At 68.9% G+C, this 23,330-nt stretch carries 19 protein-coding genes; 16 read left to right on the plus strand and 3 right to left on the minus strand.

Annotation, left to right across the window (positions count from 1 at the left end):
- Window positions 1–74: 74 nt before the first annotated feature.
- Complete coding sequence (locus V7Z82_RS01635) at window positions 75–1,967, minus strand: chorismate-binding protein (RefSeq protein WP_334147313.1); 1,893 nt, start codon at window positions 1,965–1,967, stop codon at window positions 75–77.
- 229 nt (window positions 1,968–2,196) lie between these two features.
- Here V7Z82_RS01635 and ispG point away from each other — a divergent pair, with 229 nt between their 5' ends.
- Complete coding sequence (ispG, locus tag V7Z82_RS01640; protein WP_197072145.1) at window positions 2,197–3,348, plus strand: flavodoxin-dependent (E)-4-hydroxy-3-methylbut-2-enyl-diphosphate synthase; 1,152 nt, start codon at window positions 2,197–2,199, stop codon at window positions 3,346–3,348.
- A 102-nt stretch (window positions 3,349–3,450) separates the two neighbouring features.
- The gene (locus V7Z82_RS01645; protein WP_334147317.1) at window positions 3,451–4,314 is read left to right on the plus strand and encodes a hypothetical protein; all 864 of its coding nucleotides are present in this window, start codon (window positions 3,451–3,453) and stop codon (window positions 4,312–4,314) included.
- A gap of 43 nt (window positions 4,315–4,357) precedes the next feature.
- Here V7Z82_RS01645 and V7Z82_RS01650 read toward each other — a convergent pair whose 3' ends face one another.
- Window positions 4,358–5,773 carry an RNB domain-containing ribonuclease gene (locus V7Z82_RS01650; RefSeq protein ID WP_334147322.1) on the minus strand — a complete coding sequence of 472 codons (1,416 nt, stop codon included), beginning with the start codon at window positions 5,771–5,773 and terminating at the stop codon, window positions 4,358–4,360.
- A gap of 280 nt (window positions 5,774–6,053) precedes the next feature.
- Between V7Z82_RS01650 and V7Z82_RS01655 the strand changes: the two genes are divergently transcribed.
- From V7Z82_RS01655 to V7Z82_RS01695, 9 genes are all read left to right on the plus strand, one after another.
- Entirely contained in the window at window positions 6,054–6,320 is a 267-nt protein-coding gene (locus V7Z82_RS01655) for a hypothetical protein (RefSeq protein ID WP_334147324.1), read from the plus strand.
- The gene (locus tag V7Z82_RS01660; protein WP_334147326.1) at window positions 6,317–7,090 is read left to right on the plus strand and encodes an isocitrate lyase/PEP mutase family protein; all 774 of its coding nucleotides are present in this window, start codon (window positions 6,317–6,319) and stop codon (window positions 7,088–7,090) included. Before V7Z82_RS01655 ends, V7Z82_RS01660 begins: the two co-directional genes overlap by 4 nt.
- Window positions 7,091–7,136: 46 nt before the next feature.
- Window positions 7,137–8,894 carry a proline--tRNA ligase gene (locus V7Z82_RS01665; RefSeq protein WP_334147328.1) on the plus strand — a complete coding sequence of 586 codons (1,758 nt, stop codon included), beginning with the start codon at window positions 7,137–7,139 and terminating at the stop codon, window positions 8,892–8,894.
- Between the two features lie 4 nt (window positions 8,895–8,898).
- Complete coding sequence (locus V7Z82_RS01670) at window positions 8,899–9,939, plus strand: TIGR00730 family Rossman fold protein (protein WP_334147330.1); 1,041 nt, start codon at window positions 8,899–8,901, stop codon at window positions 9,937–9,939.
- A gap of 114 nt (window positions 9,940–10,053) precedes the next feature.
- Entirely contained in the window at window positions 10,054–11,037 is a 984-nt protein-coding gene (gene nusA, locus V7Z82_RS01675; protein ID WP_045280530.1) for a transcription termination factor NusA, read from the plus strand.
- Between the two features lie 64 nt (window positions 11,038–11,101).
- Entirely contained in the window at window positions 11,102–11,356 is a 255-nt protein-coding gene (locus tag V7Z82_RS01680) for a YlxR family protein (RefSeq protein ID WP_334147334.1), read from the plus strand.
- Window positions 11,357–11,450: 94 nt separating this feature from the next.
- Window positions 11,451–14,222: a translation initiation factor IF-2 gene (gene infB / locus V7Z82_RS01685; protein ID WP_334147336.1), complete on the plus strand. Its 2,772-nt coding sequence runs from the start codon at window positions 11,451–11,453 to the stop codon at window positions 14,220–14,222.
- 96 nt (window positions 14,223–14,318) lie between these two features.
- Window positions 14,319–14,750 carry a 30S ribosome-binding factor RbfA gene (rbfA, locus tag V7Z82_RS01690; RefSeq protein ID WP_334147338.1) on the plus strand — a complete coding sequence of 144 codons (432 nt, stop codon included), beginning with the start codon at window positions 14,319–14,321 and terminating at the stop codon, window positions 14,748–14,750.
- A 110-nt stretch (window positions 14,751–14,860) separates the two neighbouring features.
- Window positions 14,861–16,993, plus strand: coding sequence for a response regulator transcription factor (locus tag V7Z82_RS01695; RefSeq protein ID WP_334147340.1), 2,133 nt, complete (start codon window positions 14,861–14,863; stop codon window positions 16,991–16,993).
- A 24-nt stretch (window positions 16,994–17,017) separates the two neighbouring features.
- On the opposite strand, the gene V7Z82_RS01700 is transcribed toward V7Z82_RS01695, so the two are convergent.
- The gene (locus V7Z82_RS01700) at window positions 17,018–17,920 is read right to left on the minus strand and encodes an A/G-specific adenine glycosylase (protein ID WP_334147342.1); all 903 of its coding nucleotides are present in this window, start codon (window positions 17,918–17,920) and stop codon (window positions 17,018–17,020) included.
- Window positions 17,921–18,011: 91 nt separating this feature from the next.
- Here V7Z82_RS01700 and truB point away from each other — a divergent pair, with 91 nt between their 5' ends.
- The 5 genes from truB (at window position 18,012) to V7Z82_RS01725 (ending at window position 23,151) form a co-directional block, all read left to right on the plus strand.
- Window positions 18,012–18,905 carry a tRNA pseudouridine(55) synthase TruB gene (gene truB, locus V7Z82_RS01705; protein ID WP_334147344.1) on the plus strand — a complete coding sequence of 298 codons (894 nt, stop codon included), beginning with the start codon at window positions 18,012–18,014 and terminating at the stop codon, window positions 18,903–18,905.
- Window positions 18,902–19,270: a hypothetical protein gene (locus V7Z82_RS01710; protein WP_334147346.1), complete on the plus strand. Its 369-nt coding sequence runs from the start codon at window positions 18,902–18,904 to the stop codon at window positions 19,268–19,270. The genes truB and V7Z82_RS01710 overlap by 4 nt, the downstream gene beginning before the upstream one ends.
- 102 nt (window positions 19,271–19,372) lie before the next feature.
- Entirely contained in the window at window positions 19,373–19,786 is a 414-nt protein-coding gene (locus V7Z82_RS01715) for a hypothetical protein (protein ID WP_442927580.1), read from the plus strand.
- Window positions 19,783–20,748 carry a bifunctional riboflavin kinase/FAD synthetase gene (locus tag V7Z82_RS01720; RefSeq protein ID WP_334147350.1) on the plus strand — a complete coding sequence of 322 codons (966 nt, stop codon included), beginning with the start codon at window positions 19,783–19,785 and terminating at the stop codon, window positions 20,746–20,748. Before V7Z82_RS01715 ends, V7Z82_RS01720 begins: the two co-directional genes overlap by 4 nt.
- A 258-nt stretch (window positions 20,749–21,006) precedes the next feature.
- On the plus strand, window positions 21,007–23,151 hold the full coding sequence (locus tag V7Z82_RS01725; protein ID WP_334147352.1) for a DEAD/DEAH box helicase: 2,145 nt from the start codon (window positions 21,007–21,009) through the stop codon (window positions 23,149–23,151).
- Window positions 23,152–23,330 lie beyond the last annotated feature (179 nt).

Raw genomic sequence — 23,330 nt, forward strand, 5'->3', positions numbered from 1 at the left:
GTCTCGCGCTCAACTGAGCACGAGTGCCCCGGGTGGGTTCAGCTCGAAGCGGCGCAGCCCGGGTCGACCCGAACTCAGCGCAGCGCGTGCTCGACGAGCCGCTCGAGGGTGCGGATGCCGTCTCGCGACAGGATCGACTCGAGGTGGCCCTGGACCGAGGCGAAGTGCTCGCCGCGGAGCGCGTAGACGTCACCCGTGAGCGGATCCGCGGAGATCTCGACGTTCTCGAGGACGGTGGTCCCCGGTACGACGCGGGCAGTGAACGTGTTGTAGAAGCCGATCGAGGCGTCCTCGCCGAACACCGGAACGGACTTCTGCAGGCCCTGGTGCGGAGCGTCCAGCGGCGTGAGCGCGATGCCGAGTCGGTCGGCGAGGATCTGATGGCTCAGGCACACCGCCAGCAGCGGTGCGTCGGCGTCCAGGCGCCGCCCGACGGCCTCGCGCATGCGGGCGATGCGTGGGTTCTCGGCATCACGCGGGTCGCCGGGTCCCGGGCCGGTCACGACGAGGTCGGCGGCATCCAGTTCGGCATCCGTCGCCGCGTCCCACGCGACGATCGAGACTGCGAGACCGAGGTGGCGCAGCTGGTGCGCCAGCATGGTCGTGAACCGGTCTTCGGCATCGATGACCACGGCGGTGCGTCCGGCGAATCGGCCGGCGTCGTCGTCGCCCTGCGGGTTGAGCCAGAACTCGGCCAGCCGGGAGTTGCGCGATGCGAGCAGCTCGGCGACCACCGGGTCGTCTGCGAGGCTGCGTGCGGCCCCCGGTGCATCCGCGTCATCCGCTTCACTGCGGGCCTCGGCGGCGCGGTCACGATCGATCGCCCCGATGGCGCCGAGCACGCCGGCTGCCTTCCCGTGCGTCTCGCTGACCTCGCCGTGCGGGTCGGAGTGCCGCACGAGCGTGGCGCCGACCGGCACGCGCAGCGCGCCGTCCTGGAGGTACACCGTGCGGATGAGGATCGGGGCGTCCAGGTCGTGGCCGCCGTCGGCGTTCGGAGTGAACAGTGCGGCGACGCCGGAGTAGTAGCCGCGAGGCTCGCGCTCGTGACGTCGGATGACGGCGCAGGCGTTCTGCATCGGCGAGCCGGTCACGGTCGGGGCGAACATCGTCTCCCGCAGGATGTCGCGCGGATCGAGCTTGCTGCGGCCTCGGAGCATGTACTCGGTGTGGGTCAGCCGCGACATCTCCTTCAGATGCGGGCCGGTGATGCGTCCGCCGTCGGAGCACACCGCGCTCATCATCTTGAGCTCCTCATCGACCACCATGAAGAGTTCCTCGGTCTCCTTGGTGGAGGAGAGGAAGTCGACCAGCGTCTCGCGCGTCGATCCGCCGGCGGGGTGCCGGAAGGTGCCGGAGATCGGGTTCATCGTGACGACGCCTTCGCGTGCCACGACGTGCGCCTCCGGGCTCGCGCCGACGGCGATGTGGCCGGGCGTGAAGACCGCGAAGGTCCAGTACGCGCCGCGCTCGTGCGTCAGCAGCGCTCGGAACCACGTGAGTGCGGCGGTGCGGTCGTCGACGTCGATGTTCGCGGTGAAGTCGCGGCGGATCACGAAGTTCGCGCCCTCGCCACGGCCGATCTCGTCGGCGATCACGGTCTCGACGATCGCGGCGTAGTCCTCGTCGGCGATGTCGAAGCCGTCGTCGCGGAGGGGCACGGGTGCTGTCGGCAGCTCCGCGAGCAGTTCGGCGGTCGGCAGATGCAGGTGCTCGTCGACGACCAGGCAGCGCAGCGGTGCGCCGTCGTCCTGCGCCACGAAACCGCGTTCGCGTACCTGGCGGTAGGGGACGAGGGAGAAGACCTCGCGCGCGGTTCCGTCGATCGTCAGTGGGATGTCGGCGAGCAGGTCGACGTCGACGACATCGCCGGTGAGCAGCTCGACGGTGTCCGCGCCGTCGCGTGCGATCAGGACGAACGAGGCGTCCGGGTCATGGCTGAGCTCGGCGAGTCGTGAGGGGGTCATCGATGTCTCCTGTGCAGGGCTCCGGCTCGGCTCAACGAAAAGACCGCCCCGGAGGCGGTCTGGATTCGTGGGAACGCGAACACACCGCCTAGGAGGCGGGCCACCAGGTGAAGTTCGCGAGCATGGGCCGAAACTACCACACCGGCGGCGTTCGCCCACGGCGCATGACGGCCCGCGCCGACCGCCCGGCATCCAGCCTCCGTGCATCCAGGCGACGTAGAATCGAGGTGTGCCAGCAGTCAATCTCGGGATGCCGAAGATCCCCGAAGTCCTCGCCCCGCGCCGGAAGTCTCGCCAGATCAAGGTGGGCAAGGTGCTCGTCGGCGGCAACGCTCCCGTCAGCGTGCAGTCGATGACGACGACGAAGACCACCGATATCAACGGGACGCTGCAGCAGATCGCCGAACTCACGGCCTCCGGCTGCGAGATCGTCCGCGTCGCCGTCCCGCACCAGGACGACGCCGACGCGCTCAAGATCATCGCGATGAAGAGCCAGATCCCGGTGATCGCAGACATCCACTTCCAGCCGCGGTACATCTACACCGCGATCGACGCCGGCTGTGGTGCCGTCCGAGTGAACCCCGGCAACATCCGCGAGTTCGACGGCAACGTCGGCAAGATCGCCGAGGCCGCGAAGGCCGCCGGCGTCTCGCTCCGCATCGGTGTGAACGCAGGATCGCTCGACCGCCGCATCCTCGAGAAGCACGGCAAGGCCACCGCAGAGGCGCTCGTCGAGAGCGCCGTCTGGGAGGCATCGCTGTTCGAGGAGCACGACTTCCACGACTTCAAGATCTCGGTCAAGCACAACGACCCGATCGTCATGGTGAAGGCCTACCGTCAGCTGGCCGAACGCGGCGACTGGCCCCTGCACCTCGGCGTCACCGAGGCCGGCCCGGCGTTCCAGGGCACGATCAAGAGCGCGACCGCCTTCGGCATCCTGCTCGGCGAGGGCATCGGCGACACCATTCGCGTGTCGCTCTCCGCGCCGCCAGCCGAAGAGGTCAAGGTCGGGCACCAGATCCTGCAGTCGCTGAACCTGCGTGAGCGCAAGCTCGAGATCGTGTCGTGCCCGTCGTGCGGTCGCGCGCAGGTCGACGTGTACACGCTGGCCGAAGACGTGACCGAGGGTCTCAAGGACATGACCGTGCCGTTGCGCGTCGCGGTGATGGGCTGCGTCGTGAACGGACCCGGCGAGGCTCGTGAGGCCGACCTCGGTGTCGCCTCCGGCAACGGCAAGGGCCAGATCTTCGTCAAGGGCGAGGTCATCAAGACCGTCCCCGAGGCCGAGATCGTCGCGACGCTGATCGAAGAGGCGAACCGCATCGCCGCCGAGATGGGGCCGGACGCATCCGTCGGCACCGCCCAGGTCATCACCGTCTGACCGAGATCGTCCGGCCGACACCGGTTGAGCGGCAGCGTTCGACCTGTATCGTCTGACCCCGATCGCACCGGTCGTCTCCGGTGCGTCCTCCTGAGGAGAACCATGTCTGCCACGCTCGTCTCCTTCGCCGATGGCTCCACGTCAGGCGAGGCCGTCGTCACCCGGGTCGAGGCATCGCCGGTCGGTACCGTCGTGGTCACCGACGCGACGCCGTTCCATCCGGTGGATCACACCTGGCCGGACCAGCCCGGCGACTCCGGGACGATCGCGATCGGCGATGAACGAGTCGTCGTCGCCGAGGCGCTCATGGCAGCCGTCAGCGAGGAGGGCGAGTTCGCAGTCGGCGTCGACATCCCGGTCAAGCGCGGTGCCGAGGGCTGGACCTGGCTGGTCGGGCATCTGCTCGACGGTGAGGCTGCTGCAGGATTCGTCGACGGCGCATCTGTGCGCCTCGAGGTGGATGCCGCGCATCGAGCGGGGCTCAGTCGCGGTCACACCGCATGCCACCTCGCTTCGCTGGCGCTCGACCTCGCCGTCGCAGATCTGTGGCGCAAGGACCCGGGGGCGGATGCACTCGGCAACCCGGACTTCGAGGGGCGGGCGAACCAGTCGAGTCGCATCCACGACGACGGCAGCGTCGACGAATACCGGCTCGGGAAGAGCCTGCGTCGTGCGGGGTTCGACACCGAGACGTTCGCCGCGACGCTCGCCGATCGCGAGGGCAGCATCAACGCGCAGCTCGCGGCGTGGGTGGCATCAGCCGCATCCAGCCGCATCGTGACGGAGGGGCCGACGATCGTCGACCGTCGTCGCTGGCGCTGCGAGCTGCCGGAGGGTGAGGCCGTCATCCTGTGCGGCGGCACGCACGTTGCATCCCTCGCGGAGTTCGCCTCGATCTCGGTCGCGCTCGATCTGAGCGATCCGCAGCTGCTCGTGATGACGACCACGGTCGTGCCTGCGGCCTGATTGCTCGCGCTTGCGCGGCGGCGCTCGCTCCGCCGGTGATCCCTCAGAGCGCGAACTCGACCTCACCGCGTGCGATGTCCGCGCGCACCACGCGCAGCGCGACCACGTCGCCGGGCTTGGCGCCGGCGGGGATCGGCGCGGTCGCGGTCACAGCGGGGTCTGCGATCTGGATCGAGGCGCGCTCTCCGCGCAGCTCGATGACGGTCGCATTCACGACCGAGCCGACGAGTGGGGTGAGGAGTGCCGCCTCGACCGCATTGATCGTCGCGGAGTTGAGTCGAGAGGCGCGCTGGCCGGATTCCTGCATCAGGGTGGGCAGCTCGGCGAGGGACTCGCGTGCCCAGGCCGGAGCTGCTTCGCCGTTGGATGCGGCGAGGCAGATCGCGAGGGACCAGCGGTCGACCAGGCGGCGCAGGGGAGCGGTCGCGTGGGCGTAGGGTGCGCCGATCGCGGCCTGTTCGGCATCCGTCGGTGCGGTGCCGTCGAACACGACGTAGCCGGCGCCTCGGAACAGCATCGCCGCGGCCTCGAGCACCGGCAGGGTCATCGGATCCGCGCGGTCGAGCTGCCGGAGGTAGTTACCGTAGCGTCCGGAGGTCCACGGTCGTCCGAGCGCCTCGGTCTGGTGGCGGAACGCGTCGAATGAGGCCTCATCGGGTTGGGGCATCGTGCGGAGCACGCCGACGCGGGCGTCGAGCATCACCTCTGCCGCGGCCATGCCGGTCATCAGGGAGAGCTGTGCGTTCCACTCCTCGATCGGGAGCGGATGCCGCCGCTCGATCGCGTAGCTTCCGTCGTCGGCCTGGACGATCTCTTCACTGGGCAGATTCAGGCTCGCACCGCCGCGCTGTTGTTCCTGCGCGATCCGCAGGGCGCCGATCTCCGGCAGCAGCGACCAGGGCCCGTCCTCGCCGCGATCGAGCGCCTGCTGGGCTGACACGTAGTCGAGCTGCGCACGCGAGCGGATGAGTGCCCGTTCAAGTCGGTGCTCGGACACTGCACCGGAATCGTCGAGTGCGAAGGTCCAGACCAGCGCGGGTCGATCGACGTCGGCGAGCAGCGAGGCGCGGTCCTCGCTCAGCACGCGGGGATGCAGCGGGATCGATCCGTCTGCGGCGTAGAGGGTCTGCCCGCGGCGGCGCGCTTCTGCGTCGACGGCTCCGCCGGGCTTGACGAAACCGGGCACGTCGGCGATCGCGTAGCGGACCGTGAAGCCCGATCCTGCACGCTCGAGGTGGAACGCCTGGTCCAGGTCACGCGATCCCTCGGGATCCAGCGTCGCGAACGGCACGTCGCGCAGGTCGAGGTCGGGCGTGACGACGGTCGTTGCCTCCGCCTCCGCGATGACCCCGGCCGGGAACTCCACTGGGGCATCCAATGATTCACGCAGCACTGCGAGCGCTGTGGCGAGCTCGGTCTGCGCGGCTGACGGGGCGACGTGCGATCGGCGCTGAGGCATGTCCCCACCCTAGGTCGAGACATCAGCAGCAGCGCTCAGGAAGGCACAGCGGCAGGTCTTCGAACGAAGTGTGCCGGTCCGTGAGCGACGCCGAATCAGAATGGTGCACCGACCGGTGTCTCGGAGCGGATGTCTTCTTCGATGAAGGCGCGCTCGTGGGTGAAGGTGAAGGTGATGGTGTGTTGGGGTGGTGGTGTGTCGGTGCCGGTGGGGCTGGTCCAGGTGTCGTGGCCGTCGTGGTGGGGTTGGACGTGCCAGGGTGTGTGGTGTTTGAGGATCCGTGGGCGAGGATCCCTTCGCGGATCGCCTGGATGCTGCTGAGTGTGCGTTCGACGTCGACGAGCATCGCGGTGAGCGCACCGAGTGCTTCCACCTGCTCGATCGTCGCATCCGCCATCGCCGCCATACCCGCAGCCAACCATGGACCACCGACATGCAAACCCCAGATCAACCGGACAAACCGGTATATCGCAACCTCGTCGAGCCGGGAGCTATCTCGCTCGCACCGGCCCCGATGTCGATCACCCGCGTTAGCGTGGTGGCATGACCACTCCAGCTGCCAAGGCCCAGACTCTGATCGGACTCTATGACGCTCCGGAGATCCTCCGCGTCGTCAACGTGTGGGATGTGGTGTCGGCTCGCGCCGTCGCCACGCTTCCCGAAACGCATGCCATCGCAACCGCAGGACACGGCATCGCCGCCTCGTTCGGCTACGACGACGGCTCCATCCCCCGCGACCTGATGCTCGACATGGTCGGACGCATCGCGGCATCAGTGAGCGTGCCGGTCACCGCCGACCTGGATGACGGATACGGCGACGCGGGGGAGACCACCCGACTCGCGATCGCCGCCGGAGTCGTCGGCGCCAACGTCGAGGACCGCCTCAAGCCCTTCGACGAGTCCGTCGCCGCCGTCGAGGCGATCGTGAAGGCTGCAGAGGCGGAGGGCGTGCCCTTCGCCCTCAACGCCCGCACCGACGCCTTCGTGCGTGCCGGCGGACGCTCTGCCCAGGAGAGCGTCGCCGACGCGATCCACCGAGGCCGTGCCTACATCGACGCCGGCGCGACCGCGGTCTTCGTCCCGGGGCTGCTCGACGCGAGCATCACACGTCAGCTCGTCGAGGGCATCGGCGAGCGCAAGGTGAGCGTCATCGGTGTTCCCGGTGCGCTCGCGGCATCCGAGTACGAGAAGATCGGCGTCGCACGCATCTCCTACGGTCCGCTCCCGCAGCGCGTCGCGCTGACCGCACTCCAGGAGCTCGCCGCGAGCCTGTACAAGGGTGGCGTGGTGCCGTCCGGACTTCCCGCGCTCAACTGACGAGCGTCGACCGAGACGAGTGACCGCGGATCAGTAGACTTGCTCCGTGGTCACTCGTCTTTCGAATTTCTTCCTCCGTACGCTCCGTGAAGACCCCGCAGGTGCCGAGGTCGCCAGCCACCGGCTGCTGATCCGCGCCGGGTACATCCGACCGCAGGCTGCCGGCATCTTCGCCTGGCTGCCGCTCGGGCTTCGCGTGAAGTCGAAGATCGAGACCGTCGTCCGTGAGGAGATGGGCTCGGCGGGTGCCCAGGAGGTGCACTTCCCGGCTCTGATGCCGCGCGAGGCCTATGAGGCGACGGGCCGGTGGGAGGAGTACGGCGATCTGCTGTTCCGCCTGCAGGACCGCAAGGGCGGGGACTACCTGCTCGCGCCGACCCACGAAGAGGCGTTCACACTGCTCGTGAAGGACCTGTACTCCTCGTACAAGGACCTGCCCCTCACGATCTACCAGATCCAGGACAAATACCGCGACGAGGCGCGGCCTCGCGCAGGCCTGCTCCGCGGCCGCGAGTTCACGATGAAGGACGCGTACTCGTTCGACGCGTCCGACGAGGGACTCGACGCGAGCTATCAGGCCCAGCGTGATGCGTATGAGCGCATCTTCCAGCGGCTCGGACTCGAGTACGTCATCGTGCAGGCGGATGCCGGCGCAATGGGCGGCTCGCGCAGCGAGGAGTTCCTGCACCCGACGCCGGTCGGCGAAGACACCTTCGTGCGCAGCGCAGGCGGATACGCCGCGAACGTCGAGGCATTCACCACCGCCGTCCCCGACGCGATCCCCTTCGACGCCGACGCGCAGCCCGTCGTGTTCGACTCACCGGACACTCCGACCATCGAGACACTTGTCGCGCACGCGAACGCAGTGCTCGACGGCGAGTACACGGCAGCCGACACCCTCAAGAACGTCGTGCTCGCGCTGACCCACCTCGACGGCTCGCGTGAGCTGGTCGTGGTCGGCATCCCCGGCGACCGCGAGGTCGACCAGAAGCGCGCCGAGGTCGCCTTCGCTCCGGCAGAGGTCGAGACCGCCACACCCGAGGACTTCGCAAAGCATCCGCTGCTCGTGAAGGGGTACATCGGCCCCTGGTCCGCGACCGGTGCGATCCTCGGCGAGGAGTCCGCCACCGACATCCGCTACCTCGTGGACCCCCGCGTCAGCGAGGGCACGAGGTGGATCACCGGCGCGAACATCGACGAGAAGCACGCGCATTCGGTCGTCGCGGGACGCGACTTCACTGCAGACGGCATCGTCGAGATCGCGAACGTGCGCGCGGGAGACCCCGCACCCGACGGCTCCGGCCCGGTCGAGCTCGCTCGCGGCATGGAGATCGGCCATGTGTTCCAGCTCGGCCGGAAGTACGCGGAGGCGCTCGGGCTCAAGGTGCTGAACGAGAACGGCAAGCTCGTCACGGTCACGATGGGTTCGTACGGCATCGGCGTCACCCGCATCCTCGCGATCATCGCCGAGCTGAACAACGACGACAAGGGGCTGATCTGGCCGGCATCCGTCGCGCCGTTCGACGTGCAGGTCGTCGCGGCCGGTCGTGACCAGGTCGCGTTCGACGTCGCCGAGGAGATCTCGGCGCAGCTCGAATCGGCGGGCCTCGACGTGCTCTACGACGATCGTCCCAAGGTGTCGCCCGGCGTGAAGTTCGGCGATGCCGAACTGGTCGGCGTGCCGAAGATCGTGATCGTCGGCCGCGGTGCCGCCGACGGCCAGGTCGAGCTGTGGGACCGTCGCAGTGGCGATCGTGACGCCGTGTCGGTCGCAGAGGCGGTCGCGCGACTCGTCGCCGGGTGATGCCATGATCGACGAGGCTCTGCCGGAGGCGCTGAGCGCCGAGGTCAACGCCGTGCTCGATGCGGCAGGCGTGAGCGCTGATCGCCGCCTGGTCATGCGGCTCATGCGCACCTCGATCCTGCTCGGTGAGGACGACACCGAGCGGCTCGATCTGAAGATCGCCTCGGCGGCGCTGGCGGAGATGCGCGACGCGTTCCGGCTGTTCGCGCCCTACCGGGGGATTCCCAAGGTCACCGTCTTCGGCTCGGCACGCACCCTGCAGGATGATCCGCTCTACCTGCAGGCGCGCGACGTGGCGGCCGCGCTCGCGAACGACGGCTGGATGGTCGTCACCGGCGCGGGTCCCGGCATCATGCAGGCGGCGGCCGAGGGCGCAGGCCCTGAGCTCTCGCTCGGCGTGTCCATCCGTCTGCCGTTCGAGGAGAAGCCCAACAGCCTCGTCGCCGGCCAGGATCATGTCGTCGCGATGAAGTACTTCTTCACCCGCAAGCTCATGCTCATCAAGGAGTCCCAGGGGTTCATCTGCCTGCCTGGCGGCTTCGGCACGCTCGACGAGATGTTCGAGCTGCTCACGCTGCAGCAGACCGGCAAGGCAGAGCCCACCCCGATCGTGCTGCTCGACGAGAAAGGCGGAACCTTCTGGCACGGACTCCGCCGGTTCATCGACGAGGATCTCGCGCCGACCGGCGTGATCTCCGAGGGAGACTTCGACCGCGTCGTCATCACGGACTCCGTCGAGGAGGCTCGACGGCAGATCGCCGGGTTCTGGCGCAACTACGACTCGCTCCGCTGGATCGGCGACACGCTGGTGCTGCGGTTGCGAGCAGAGCCGACGGATGGCGAGATCGCGGGCCTGAACCAGGAGTTCGCCGCCATGCTCGCAGTCGGTGCGATCGAGCGAGCCGAGCCGAGCCGGGTCGAGGTCGCCGACGACGATCTGCTGCATCTGCCGCGGCTCGCCCTGCATCTCGATCAGCGTCAGGTCGGCAATCTGTTCCGCCTGATCGGCGCGATCAACGCCCTTCCCTCGGCGCCAGCGGTCTGACCGAACAGAGGCATCAGCGGTCGCGTCGTGGCAGCAGTGCCGCGCACACGGTATCGTTGTACGGATGTCGCGTGTGCACACAGACGCGACGAGAGCTGAATAGAGGAGGCCGTCATGGACATCGAACTGAGTCTGCTGCGAGGGATCGAGAAGGAGAAGGCGATTCCCTTCGATGAACTCGTCTCGATCATCGAACAGGCCATCCTGACGGCGTACTCCAAGCACGTCTCATTCGACGGCGCTCCCGTCGAGGGCGTGCGCGTGCATCTCGACCGCAAGACCGGCCATGTCGCCGTGCTCCAGGTCGTACGCGATGAAGAGGACGCGATCATCGGTGAAGAGGACGCCACGCCGGACGACTTCGGGCGCATCGCCGCCTTCGCCGCCAAGCAGGTCATCAGCCAGCGTCTGCGCGACATCGCGGATGACGTCGTGCTCGGCGACTTCAAGGACAAGGAAGGCGACATCGTCGCCGGCGTGATCCAGCAGGGACCCAACCCGCGCATGATCCACGTCGACCTCGGCTCGGTCGAGGCGATCCTGCCGCCTGAAGAGCAGGTCCCCAGCGAGCAGTACACGCACGGGTCGCGCCTGCGCGTCTACGTCACGAGCGTCTCCAAGGGCATGAAGGGGCCGCAGATCACCGTCTCGCGCACCCACCCCGGCCTGGTCCGCAAGCTCTTCGCGCTCGAGGTGCCGGAGATCGCGGCCGGTCTCGTCGAGATCGTCGCGCTCGCCCGTGAGGCGGGCCACCGAACCAAGATCGCCGTCGTCGCGAAGGACCCGGCGATCAACGCCAAGGGCGCCTGCATCGGCGAGATGGGACGCCGTGTCCGCGCGGTCACCGAGGAGCTCTCCGGGGAGAAGATCGACATCGTCGATTACGACCCGGAGCTCGCGCCGTTCGTCGCGAATGCGCTCTCACCGGCGAAGGTCACGAGCGCCTTCATCCTCGATGCCAGCACCAAGGCCGTCCGAGCCCTCGTCCCCGACTACCAGCTGTCGCTGGCGATCGGCAAGGAGGGCCAGAACGCCCGCCTGGCGGCCAAGCTCACCGGCGCCAAGATCGACATCCAGCCGGACAGCGTGCTCGACTGATCCGCGGTCATTTCCGCCGACTCGGCGGCAGCTCGCACAGAGCGAGACGAAACGCAGGTGTAAGATGGAACCCGTACGAACGTGCGTCGGTTGCCGCACGCGTGCTTCCCGCTCCACTCTGCTCAGGGTGGTGAACCAGAACAACATCCTCGTCATCGACGAGCGTGCGGTTCTGCCGGGGCGCGGCGCGTGGGTGCATCCGACGGCTGAATGCATGGATGCCGCACTGCGGCGTCGAGCATTCGGACGAGCACTGCGTGCGTCCACTCAGCTGGACACACGGACCTTCGAACAGCACCCACCGAGAAACAAAGGCTGAACAGCTATGGAAACAAAGTGAACGGCTCGAAATGAGACCCGTCCGCGACTAGTGGTCTGCCCTGTCTGGGTGGACCAACTCAGACAGGAGAATTGTGGCTGGTAAACCACGCGTACACGAGATCGCCGCCGAGCTCGGCGTCGACAGCAAGATCGCACTCGCAAAGCTCAAGGAGCTCGGCGAGTTCGTGAAGAGCCCCTCATCGACCATCGAACCGCCGGTGGCGCGCAAGCTGCGCGCGGCGATCGAGGCCGACGGCTCGCTGAAGTCCGCCCCCGAGGCGACGCCCGCTGCGAAGCCGGCGTCGAAGTCGAGCGGCTCTTCGCCCAAGCCCGGTGCCTCCTCGGCACCGACCCCCGGTCCCAAGCCGGGTCCGAAGCCTGCTCCGGCGCCCGCAGAACCGGCTCCGGCCGAGGCTGCACCCGCTCCGGCAGCACCCGCGGCACCCGCGGCTCCCGCAGCAGAAGCCACCGAGGCTCCTGCCGAGTCGAAGCCCGCTGAAGGCGGCGCTCCGAAGCCCGGCGCCCCGCGTCCCGGCAACAACCCGTTCTCCTCCGCGCAGGGCATGGGACAGCGTCCCGCCGGCCCGCGTCCGGGGAACAACCCCTTCGCCTCGGCGCAGGGCATGGGCCAGCGCCCGAGCCCGACCCCCGGCAACATCCCGCGCCCGCAGGCGCCTCGTCCCGGCGCCCCGCGTCCGGGCGCACCCCGTCCCGGCTCTCCCCGTCCCGGCGCTCCGCGCGGCGGTCAGGGTGGTCGTCCCGGTGGTGCACCGTTCCAGCAGCGTCCCGGCGGCCCCGGTCGTCCCGGCGGTGCCGGTGGACCCGGTGGTGCAGGTGGCCCCGGCGCACGCCCCGGTGGAGGCTTCGCAGGTCGTCCCGGTGGCGGCGGCGGTCGCGGTCGTGGCCCGGGTGGAGGCACCGCTGGTGCCTTCGGCAAGGGTGGCGGCAAGAGCAAGCAGCGCAAGTCGCGGCGGGCGAAGCGGCAGGAATTCGAGATGCGGAGCGCCCCGGTCGTCGGTGGCGTCAACGTCACCCGCGGTAACGGGGAGATCATCCGCATGCGCCGCGGCGCGTCCATCGCGGACTTCGCGGACAAGATCGAGACGCTGACCGGTTACACGGTGCAGCCCGGAACCCTCGTGACGATCCTCTTCAACCTCGGCGAGATGGCCACGGCCACCGAGTCGCTGGACGAGGCGACGTTCGAGGTCCTCGGTGCCGAGCTCGGCTACAAGATCCAGATGGTCTCGCCCGAGGACGAGGACAAGGAGCTCCTCGAGGGCTTCGGTCTCAACCTCGAGCAGGAGCTGGAGGAGGAGAGCGAGGACGACCTCGAGATCCGTCCGCCGGTCGTCACCGTCATGGGTCACGTCGACCACGGTAAGACCCGACTCCTCGACGCGATCCGTCAGACCAACGTCATCGAGGGTGAAGCCGGTGGCATCACCCAGCACATCGGTGCCTACCAGGTCTGGACCGAGCACGAGGGCATCGAGCGCGCCATCACCTTCATCGACACCCCGGGTCACGAGGCGTTCACCGCCATGCGTGCTCGTGGTGCGCAGGTCACCGACCTCGCGATCCTCGTGGTCGCAGCCGACGACGGCATCATGCCGCAGACGGTCGAGGCGCTGAACCACGCCCAGGCGGCGAACGTGCCGATCGTGGTCGCGGTGAACAAGGTCGACAAGCCCGATGCCAACCCGTCGAAGGTTCGTCAGCAGCTCACCGAGTACGGTCTGGTCGCTGAGGAGTTCGGTGGCGACGTCATGTTCGTCGACGTCTCCGCTCGCGCCAACACCGGCATCCAGGACCTCCTGGACGCCGTGCTGCTCACGGCTGACGCCGGTCTCGACCTCACCGCCAACCCCAACAAGGGTGCCCGCGGTGTCGCGATCGAGGCGAAGCTCGACAAGGGTCGCGGTTCTGTCGCCACCGTGCTGATCCAGTCCGGAACGCTCCGGATCGGTGACGCCATCGTGGCCGGCACGGCCTATGGCCGCGTGCGCGCCATGGCTGACGAGAACGGCGAGCAGGTCCTCGAGGCCTACCCGTCGCGTCCGGTGCAGGTGCAGGGTCTGAACTCCGTGCCTCGCGCCGGTGACGTCTTCATCGTCACCGAAGAGGACCGCATGGCCCGCCAGATCGCTGAGAAGCGTGAAGCAGTCGAGCGCAACGCGCAGCTGGCCAAGGCTCGCAAGCGCATCTCGCTCGAGGACTTCACCCGTGCTCTCGAAGACGGCAAGGTCGAGTCGCTCAACCTCATCATCAAGGGTGACGTCTCCGGTGCCGTCGAGGCGCTGGAGGAGTCGCTCCTCAAGATCGAGGTCGACGACTCGGTGCAGCTGCGCATCATCCACCGCGGTGTCGGTGCGATCACCGAGTCCGACGTGAACCTGGCGACGATCGACAACGCGATCATCGTCGGCTTCAACGTCCGACCGGACACGAAGGCGCGCGAGCGTGCTCAGCGCGAGGGCGTCGACATCCGGTTCTACTCGGTGATCTACAACGCGATCGACGAGATCGAGAGCTCGCTCAAGGGCATGCTCAAGCCGGAGTACGAGGAGATCCAGTCGGGCGTCGCGGAGATCCGAGAGGTCTTCCGGTCCTCCAAGTTCGGCAACATCGCCGGTGTCATCGTGCGATCGGGAACGATCACGCGAAACGCCAAGGCTCGCGTCATCCGCGACGGCGTCGTGCTGGCCGATGGTCTCGCCATCGAGTCGCTGCGCCGCTTCAAGGACGATGTCACCGAGGTCCGCACGGACTACGAGGCCGGTATCGGCCTCGGCAAGTACAACGACATCCAGATCGGCGATGAGATCGAGACCACCGAGCTCATCGAGAAGCCGCGAGGCTAGGAGTCAGATCGAGATCTTCGGGCGCTCTTCGCGCTGGCTCCTTCGAGAGCACAGCGAGGAAGGGCGCCCGAAGACTTCGTGGAGAAGGAGAGAACAATGGCTGGTGAACGACAGGCCCGTCTCGCGGACCGCATCCGTGTGATCCTCGCTGAACGCCTCGAGAAGGGGCTGCGCGACCCGCGGCTCGGTTTCGTGACGCTGACCGACTGCCGCGTCAGCGGCGACCTCCAGCACGCCTCGGTGTTCTACACCGTCCTCGGCACCGAGGAGGAGCGCATCGCCAGCGGTGCGGCCCTCGCTTCGGCGACCGGGATGCTGCGCAGCGAGGTCGGACGTCAGCTCAGCACGCGCCTCGTGCCGACCCTGGAGTTCATCCCCGATGCGCTCCCGGAGAACGCGGATCACATCTCGGCACTCCTGCGCGAAGCACGGGAGCGGGACACCGAGGTCGCGAAGCTCGCGTCCTCCTCGTCCCACGCCGGTGAGGCCGACCCGTACCGACGCGCCGAGGAATCCGAAGAGGACTGACCCCGGTCTTGCTATCCTCAGCCGTGCGAGATGGGTGGCTCGCGTAGCTGAAGGGGATCGGTATCGACGCTTCGCGCGCCCACCCAGAACGATTCGTCGTGCGTCCGGCCATGGAGTCGCTCCTCGACGACCTCCTGGCCGCCCGTGTCAGCTGCGCTCCCCATGTGCTCACCGTGCTCGTGGAGCAGCTGCACGGTGACCGGAGCGCCATCCTGCAGGTCGCGGAGACGCTCACTGCCGCACAGCGGCACGGGGTCAGCTCTCTGCCCGTGCCGCTTCCCTGCGTCGCCGCGATCTCGGATGCGTTCCGAGCGCTGGAGCTCACCGCGGAGGATCGCGAGCTGCTGCTGGCGCTGGCGCTGCATCTGGATGATCGGCTTGCTCCGATCCTCGAGTTCGACGGCCGCTCCGCCGCGGAGATCGCCGAGGGGTCGCTCGGGGTCCACATCGCGATCCGTGCCGGCAGCATCCGATTGGTCGACCCTCGACTGGCCGTCTGGGTGCAGTCGACCACCACCGCCGGTCAGCAGGCTGCGGTCCACGGGCGCCTCAGCGCGGTCTTCGACGCGCGCGGAGACCGGATGCAGCGGGACTGGCATCGCGCGAGGGCATCGCTCCAGCGGCGTCCCGCGAGCGCGTCAACGCTCATCAGGAGCGCGCGTGAGCTCACGGAGACCGGGCGTCCGCTCCGCGCGCTGCGGCTCGCCGACGAGGCGGCAGCGCACGCCACGGGCGCTGCGCAGGAGATGGCCCAGCTCGCCGCCGGAGTCGCTGCCGCTGCGGCGGGACTGTCCGACGAGGCTTCCGCTCGCCTCAGCAGGCTGTTCCCCGCCGGCGCCGAACGATTCCGCCTGCAGGCGCTCTCCGGTCGCATCTGCGCGCAGGCGTTCCTGCAGGGGACCGTGCCGGATCCGGCTCCTGCTGCGTTCGGACCTCGGACCGACGACGGTGACAACTGGCTCGCCTGGTCCCGTGCGGCGGCATTCGCAGCGATCCTGAGTGCCGAGCGCGGTGATCGCCGGACGATGCGACTCTGGCTCGATACCGTCCACGACGGGACCGCGCGCGTGGCGGACGGACGTGCATTGCACGACTCGGCGGTCGAGCTCAGCTGGCTGCTCATCGGTGAACCGGAGTCCGGTCCCGGCGAAGCGCCCGGCGTCGAGGTGCCGAGTGCCCGGATCGTCCGTGCCCTCAGGGCCGCCCTGGAGGATGACATCGACGGCGCGCTCCGGATGCTCGCGGCAGACGGACCGTGTGTGCCGGCCGATCCCGATCCCCTCCTCACCGGATTCGAGCACAGCCCGGTGGTGCGTGCCTATCTGGCGGTCACCGAGGTGCTGCTGCTGCTGTGGCGCGGTGACGTCGGCGTCGCTCGTGATCGGATGATCGCCGCGTCCTTCGACCTGCCGGTCACGATCCCGTTCGCCGGACTCGGGGTGATCCTCGCACGCCGACTCGACATCGCGGTGCTCGGCGAGCTCGGCCCGGTGTCGCGCGCGCTCTCGACCGCGCTTCCCGCACCGGTCAGGTTCGATCTCCTGGTCGACCGGAGCATCCGATCGTCACTGGCCGGAGCCTTCGACGACGCCGAGTCGGCGCGACGACTCTGGCTCGAGCTGGGCGCACCGCAATCCGGCTTCGCCGTGCCGGGGATCGACGGGGCGTCGACACGGAGCGAGGGGAATCGCCGACGCGTGCTGCGCCCACCCGGGATGGCGCTCGCGTCCGAACTGCGGCGGCGTTCCGCCTCGATGACGGAATCGGGATGGCGGGTCCAGCGGCAGGAGATCCGTGACGCGCTGCGTGGAGTGCGCTCCCCGTTCGAGCGCGCGACCGTGGAGTCCGCCATCGGCGTCCAGTGCGCGATCCGGGCTGATCACGTGGCGGCGAGAGCCCATCTGCGCACGGCCATCGGGCTGTTCGAGATATCGGGCGCGAGTGCATGGGCGAGGTCCGTGCAGGACCGGCTGGACAGCTGGGATCGCCTCGGCGACCCCGACGCGTTGCCATCCGATTCCATGGCGGCATGTCGCAGAACCTGGTCGGAGCTGCTCACGGCGCGCGAGCTCGAGGTCGCGATGCTGACGGTCGGGGGAGCGACCAATCGGGAGATCTCGGACACGCTCCGAGTGTCCGTGCGCACGGTCGAGGTGCACCTCGGGCGCGTGTTCGCCAAGCTGGACGTCCGCACTCGTGTGGAGCTGACCGTGCTCGCGCATCGGACGAATCGGCACGGCTGACGTGATGCCGGCGCAGATCGGGAGTCAGCGGGGGAGCGAGAGTGCGCCGTCCGCCGCTTCGGCCAGGCCGTCTGCGATCAGCGAGTCGATCGCTCGGTCGCGCTGCACCGGGTCCGGCCAGTCCGGGAGCACGGTCTCCAGGGCGACACCGTCTGCGTCGGCGCCGCGGAGCACGCGCAGGACTGCGCCGCGCGCCTGTCGATCGGAGCCCTCGAACGCCGCCTGACGCCTGCGCGCATCACCGGTGTCCGGCCGTCCATCGGCGACCCAGGCGCAATCACCGAGCAGCGGGCAGATCTCGCACTGCGGCGACCGCGCGGTGCAGACAGTCGCTCCCAGCTCCATCGCCGCAGCGTTGAAGACGGCTGACTCCGCGTCGCTCGATGGCAGGAGCGACTCCATCAGCAGCAGATCTCGTCGAGACGGCGATGCCGGATGGGATCGCCCCTCGACAGCCCTGGCGAGCACCCTGCGGGTGTTGGTGTCGACGACCGGATGCCGGTCGCCGTAGGCGAACACCGAGACGGCACGCGCCGTGTAATCGCCGATGCCGGAGAGGGCGAGCAGCGCATCGACGTCTCGCGGCACCACGCCACCGTGCCGTTCGACCACCTCGACCGCGGCGCGGTGCAGCCAGAGCGCGCGACGGGGGTAGCCGAGGTTCGCCCACTGCTGCACGACCTCCGCCGGGGTCGCTGCGGCCATCGCGGCCGGGGTGGGCCAGCGCTCGAGCCAGGCCTCCAGGCGGGGGATCACGCGGGAGACCTGCGTCTGCTGCAGCATGAACTCGCTCACGAGCACGCCCCATGCACCGAACTCCTCGTGGAATGCGGCGCGCCGCCACGGCAGGTCGCGTGCGTTCGTGCGGTACCAGTCGGTGAGCGGCAGCGTTCTTCCCTGGGGTGCCGGGGACGCGGTCTGGGGCATCCTGACAGCCTATTCGAGCTCGCCGCGCGCGCCCTCAGCCGCCGGCCGCTGCTCGGCTGAGCGACGGCCGGCGCGTGGGTAGGCTGGATGGATGGTCTCGCCCGGCATCCTCCTCGTCGACAAACCCGCTGGGCTCACCAGCCATGACGTGGTGGCTCGCACCCGCCGCGCATTCGGGACCAGGAAGGTCGGCCACGCCGGCACGCTCGACCCCATGGCGACCGGGCTGCTGGTGATCGGCATCGAAGGGGCGACCCGACTGCTGACCTACGTGGTCGGCGCAGACAAGACCTATGAGGCGACGATCCGGCTCGGACAGCGCACGAGCACGGATGACGCCGAGGGCGAGATCGTCACGGCTGCACCGTCGGATGCCTGGGAACACGTCTCGCCCGAACGCATCGCCGCCGGGATCGCCGCGCTGAGCGGCCCGATCTCGCAGGTGCCGAGCTCGGTGTCCGCCATCAAGGTCGACGGCCGCCGAGCCTATGACCGCGTGCGTGCCGGCGAGGAGGTCGTGCTCGCCGCGCGCGATGTCGTCGTGTCGCGCTTCGACCTGCTGGCGGAGCGCTCAGGCGATGGGTACCTCGACCTCGACGTGATCGTGGACTGCTCGTCGGGCACGTACATCCGCTCACTCGCCCGCGACCTCGGAGCCGGGCTGGGCGTCGGCGGACACCTGACGGCCCTGCGCCGCACCCGCGTCGGTCCGTTCGAGGTGGCCGATGCGGTCTCGATCGACGCCCTCGAAGGCGCTGCGACGCTCACCGCCGGCGCGGCCGCCGCACGGATCCTGCAGGCTCTGCCCGTGACGGCCGAGGAGGCCCGAGACCTGCGACACGGCAAGCGGCTCGTCGGCCAGGCGGAGCGTCTCGACGGAGCGATCGCGGCGGCGATCGACGAGCAGGGCGACCTGGTCGGGATCGTCGAGAAGCGCGGCGCCGACCTCAAGAGCGCGATGAACATGCCGGAGGCCGCCGGATGATCCTCTGGTTCACGATCGCGCAGATCGCGGTCGCAGTCGTGGCAGGACTCTTCTGCCTCATCGCCGGACTCGCTGGGCGCAGGCCGAGCGACTTCAGCGTCGGATCGCTGGCGCTCGTCGAGGTGCTGCTCATCGTCCAGGTGATCGTGGCGATCGTCGCACCGCTGGCCGGCAACGCGCCGACCGGCGATCTGCTCGAGTACTGGGTGTACCTGGTGTCCGCCGCACTGCTGCCGATCGGCGGAGTGCTCTGGGCCCTGATGGAACGCAGCCGCTGGAGCACCGTGATCCTCGGCGTGGCGGCATTCGCGGTCGCCGTCATGCTGTGGCGCATGCAGGTGATCTGGACCATCCAGATCGCGTGACGCGCGCCGCAGATCACGTCACACGGCGACCAGCGGGATCCCGTCTCAGCCGGCGGCTCTAGGATGGTATGCGCTATGAGCTCCACCGCCCCCTCCACTCGGATGACAGGAATCGGTCGCGTCCTGGTGATCGTCTATGCCGTCATGGCCCTCGCCGCGACGGGCCGCAGCTTCGTCCAGATCGTCCGCCGATTCGACGAGGCGCCCCTGGCGTACTCGCTGTCGGCGCTGGCCGCACTGGTCTACATCCTCGCGACCCTCGCGCTCGTGCTGGCCAGGCGTCGCGGGTGGTACACCGTCGCCTGGGTGGCGATCGTGTTCGAGCTCACGGGAGTGCTCGTGGTCGGTCTGCTGAGCATCCTGCTGCCCGAGCTCTTCCAGCACGAGACCGTCTGGTCGCTGTTCGGACGCGGCTATCTCTTCATCCCGCTCGTGCTCCCGATCTTCGGCATCTGGTGGCTGCGGACGCACAACCCAGCGGCTCTCGAGCGTTCGCGCGCCGAGGTCGCCGCGTGATCGTCTTCCGCGACACCGGTGAGGTGCCGGCCGACTTCGGCCCGAGCGTCGTGGCGATCGGCAAGTTCGACGGCGTGCACGCGGGGCACCGCGCAGTCATCGCGCGCCTGAACGAGCGCGCAGCGGAGACCGGCGCCCGCGCCGTGGCCGTGACCTTCGACCGCAACCCGCTCGCGGTGCTGCGCCCTGATCGCTGCCCTGAGAACGTGGTGTCGGTCGACCGCAAGATCGAGCTCCTCGGAGAGCTCGGCCTCGATGCCACGCTGCTGCTCACCTTCGACCACGAGCTGGCGTCGCGCAGCGCCGAGGACTTCGTCGCCGAGATCCTCGTGCGGGCGCTGAAGGTGTCGACCGTGCTGGTCGGCGAGGACTTCCGCTTCGGGCACGGCGGCGCCGGAACCCCGGAGCTGCTGCGTGCGCTCGGACCGGACAACGGCTTCACGGTCGAGGTGGTCGACGACGTGTACCTGCCCGAGTACTCGCGCAGGGTGTCGTCGACGTGGATCCGCGAACTGCTCATCCAGGGCGACGTGACCGCGGCCGCTCGCGTGCTCGGTCGATACCCGGACGTGCGCGGCGAGGTCGTCCACGGCCTCAAGCGCGGGCGCGAGCTCGGATTCCCGACCGCCAACCTCTCGACCATCACCGACGCGTTCGTCCCGGCGGACGGCGTGTACGCGGGGTGGCTCGTCGATCACGACACCGGCCTCCGGCATCCCTCGGCGATCTCGGTCGGAACGAACCCGACCTTCGACGACGTGCTGGTCCGCCAGGTCGAGGCGCACGTGATCGGCAGGATCGGACTCGACCTCGACGGGCTCGACCTCTACGGCCACGACGTCACGGTCGAGTTCGTGGAGCGCCTGCGCGGCATGGTGGCGTTCGAGGGCATGGAGAAGCTCGCGGAGCAGATGGGCGACGACGTCACGGACGCGGCCCGCGTGCTCGGCGTCGCATCCTGACACGCGTCGGTCGCCGATGCGGCCGGAGAGCCCGGCGTCCCATCGTCGGGGCCTGACACGCATCCTTCTGGGCTCCGATTCTTCGCCCGGAGCCCGTGATGGCGTAGACTGAGGGTGGTTCCGGCCGATCCTCACGCATGATGCGTGCATCGGAGGGAACGGATCTACTGTTCGTACGGTCATGGCCCACGCCACACGCGGACATCGAGAACGGCTCCCGCGTCTGAGGATGCGAAAGCCTTCACGCTCAGGAGGAGCATGCCGACTACGGCAACCGCCGCCACGCGGCGAAAGAAGACGTCCCGTCGTGACGACGAGGCACCGCTGATCCCGATCCTCGCGCGCAAGGTGCGCGAGATCGAGGCGAAGTCGCAGCGCGGCAAGCTCGGCCCGACGAACAGGGTCAAGTTCCAGGTGATTGCATTCCTGGTGCGCGAGGAACGTGCACGGGTGAAGGCGGATGCCGAGATCGGCGACCCCGCCCGCGCCGAGCTGCTGAAGCGGCTCGACGGCGTCGCGACGATCCTCGCCAAGACGGCTGCCCGTGACACCTCGCTGATCCAGCTGCTGGAGGCCGACCAGGCGACCTCGCCCGTCGCGAAGCGCATGCGCCGCGACTGGTTGCTCGAATCCGGTGCCGAGCTCGCGCCGGAGGAGCTGATCATCGCCGACATCGCGCCGGTGCAGATGCCGGTCGTCTCGGCAGCGATCGCCGAGCGTCAGGTCACCCCGCCGTCGGTGGAGTCGCGTCAGCTGGCGAACCCGTTCCTCGCACCAGACCTCACGCCTCGTGCGACCACGACGCCGCGCCGGCGCCTGGACGGCTGGGAGCTGATGGGACCGCTCTACAAGTCCTTCGAGACCGGAGCGGGCGGAGCCGCGGCGAGCATGGAGCTGCCCCCGGCCCCGGAGTACGACCACCTGTCGCCCAAGGGCCTCGAGGTGATGGTGCACCAGTCGCGCTTCCTCGAGTCGGTGCGCGCGGGTCACCGCAGCTTCCTCCTGGCCGATGAGCCCGGCCTCGGCAAGACGGCCCAGTCGTTGCTCGCGGCATCCGTCGCCGGCGCCTACCCGCTGCTGGTCGTCGTCCCCAACGTCGTGAAGATGAACTGGGCACGCGAGGTGGAGCGGTGGACGCCGCAGCGCCGAGCGACCGTCATCCAGGGCGATGGCGCCGACATCGACGCGTTCGCCGACATCTTCATCGTGAACTACGAGATCCTCGACCGGCACCTCTCGTGGCTGTCGTCGATCGGTCTGCGCGGCATGGTCGTCGACGAGGCGCACTTCATCAAGAACCTCTCCTCGCAGCGGTCGCAGAATGTGCTGTCGCTCGCCTCCCGCGTGCGCGAGCGCACCCCGGGCGGCAACCCGCTCATGCTCGCCCTCACCGGCACCCCGCTGATCAACGACGTCGAGGACTTCGACGCGATCTGGCGCTTCCTCGGCTGGACGACCGGCGAGAAGCCCGGTCCCGAGCTCATGGAGAAGCTCGATGCCACCGGCTACACGCCGGCGGACAAGGCCTTCTATCCGGAGGCTCGCGACGCCGTGATCTCGATGGGTATCGTCCGTCGTAAGAAGAAGGACGTCGCCGCCGATCTGCCCGACAAGCTCGTCGCAGACCTGCCGGTGCAGCTGGACGACGAGTTCGGCCGCAGCATCCGTCAGGCGGAGCGCGAGCTGGGGGAGCGGCTGGCTGCGAAGTACCGCCGCATCATCGACGCACGTGGAGACCGCGGTCTCGCCCCCGGTGAGATCGACGATGACATCGTCCGCATGGTCGCGCACAACGAGCTCGAGGAGTCCAAGGCGTCCGGCACGGGAGGCGACAACGTCTTCACCATGGTGCGTCGCATCGGTCAGGCGAAGGCGCAGCTCGCCGCGGACTATGCGGCGCAGCTGCAGCGCTCGGTCGGCAAGGTCGTCTTCTTCGCGAAGCACATCGACGTCATGGACCGGGCAGAGGCGCACTTCGCCTCGGTCGGGATCCGTTCGGTGTCCATCCGAGGAGACCAGAGCACGACGGCCCGCCAGCAGGCGATCGACGACTTCAACGGCGACCCCGACGTCGGCATCGCGGTCTGCTCGCTCACGGCCGCCGGCGTCGGTCTGAACCTGCAGGCGGCATCCAACGTGGTGCTCGCCGAACTGTCGTGGACGGCCGCAGAGCAGACGCAGGCGATCGACCGCGTGCACCGCATCGGACAGGACGAGCCGGTCACGGCGTGGCGCATCATCGCGGCGCACACGATCGACACGAAGATCGCCGAGCTGATCGACCAGAAGCAGGGCCTCGCTGCCCGTGCGCTGGACGGCGAGGCGGCGGACGAGGCGGCGGCGGAGCCGATCCAGCTCGCGGCGCTCATGCACCTGCTGCGACAGGCGCTCGGCGAGGCCTGAGGACGGTGTTAAGAACGTCGGTTCTTGCACCCGTTCTCGAGGTCTGATCGACGCTCGGCGCCAACTTCGAGGTTTCGCGCGGATCCCACTGTCAAGATCGTGGGTTTTCGCCTCGCCCGAATGGCGCTGAGCGGCGTCGGGGCGCTAGGGTCGATCGAGGCAACGTCGCCTCTTTCCCC

Source organism: Microbacterium sp., assembly GCF_036823965.1.
GTDB lineage: Bacteria > Actinomycetota > Actinomycetes > Actinomycetales > Microbacteriaceae > Microbacterium.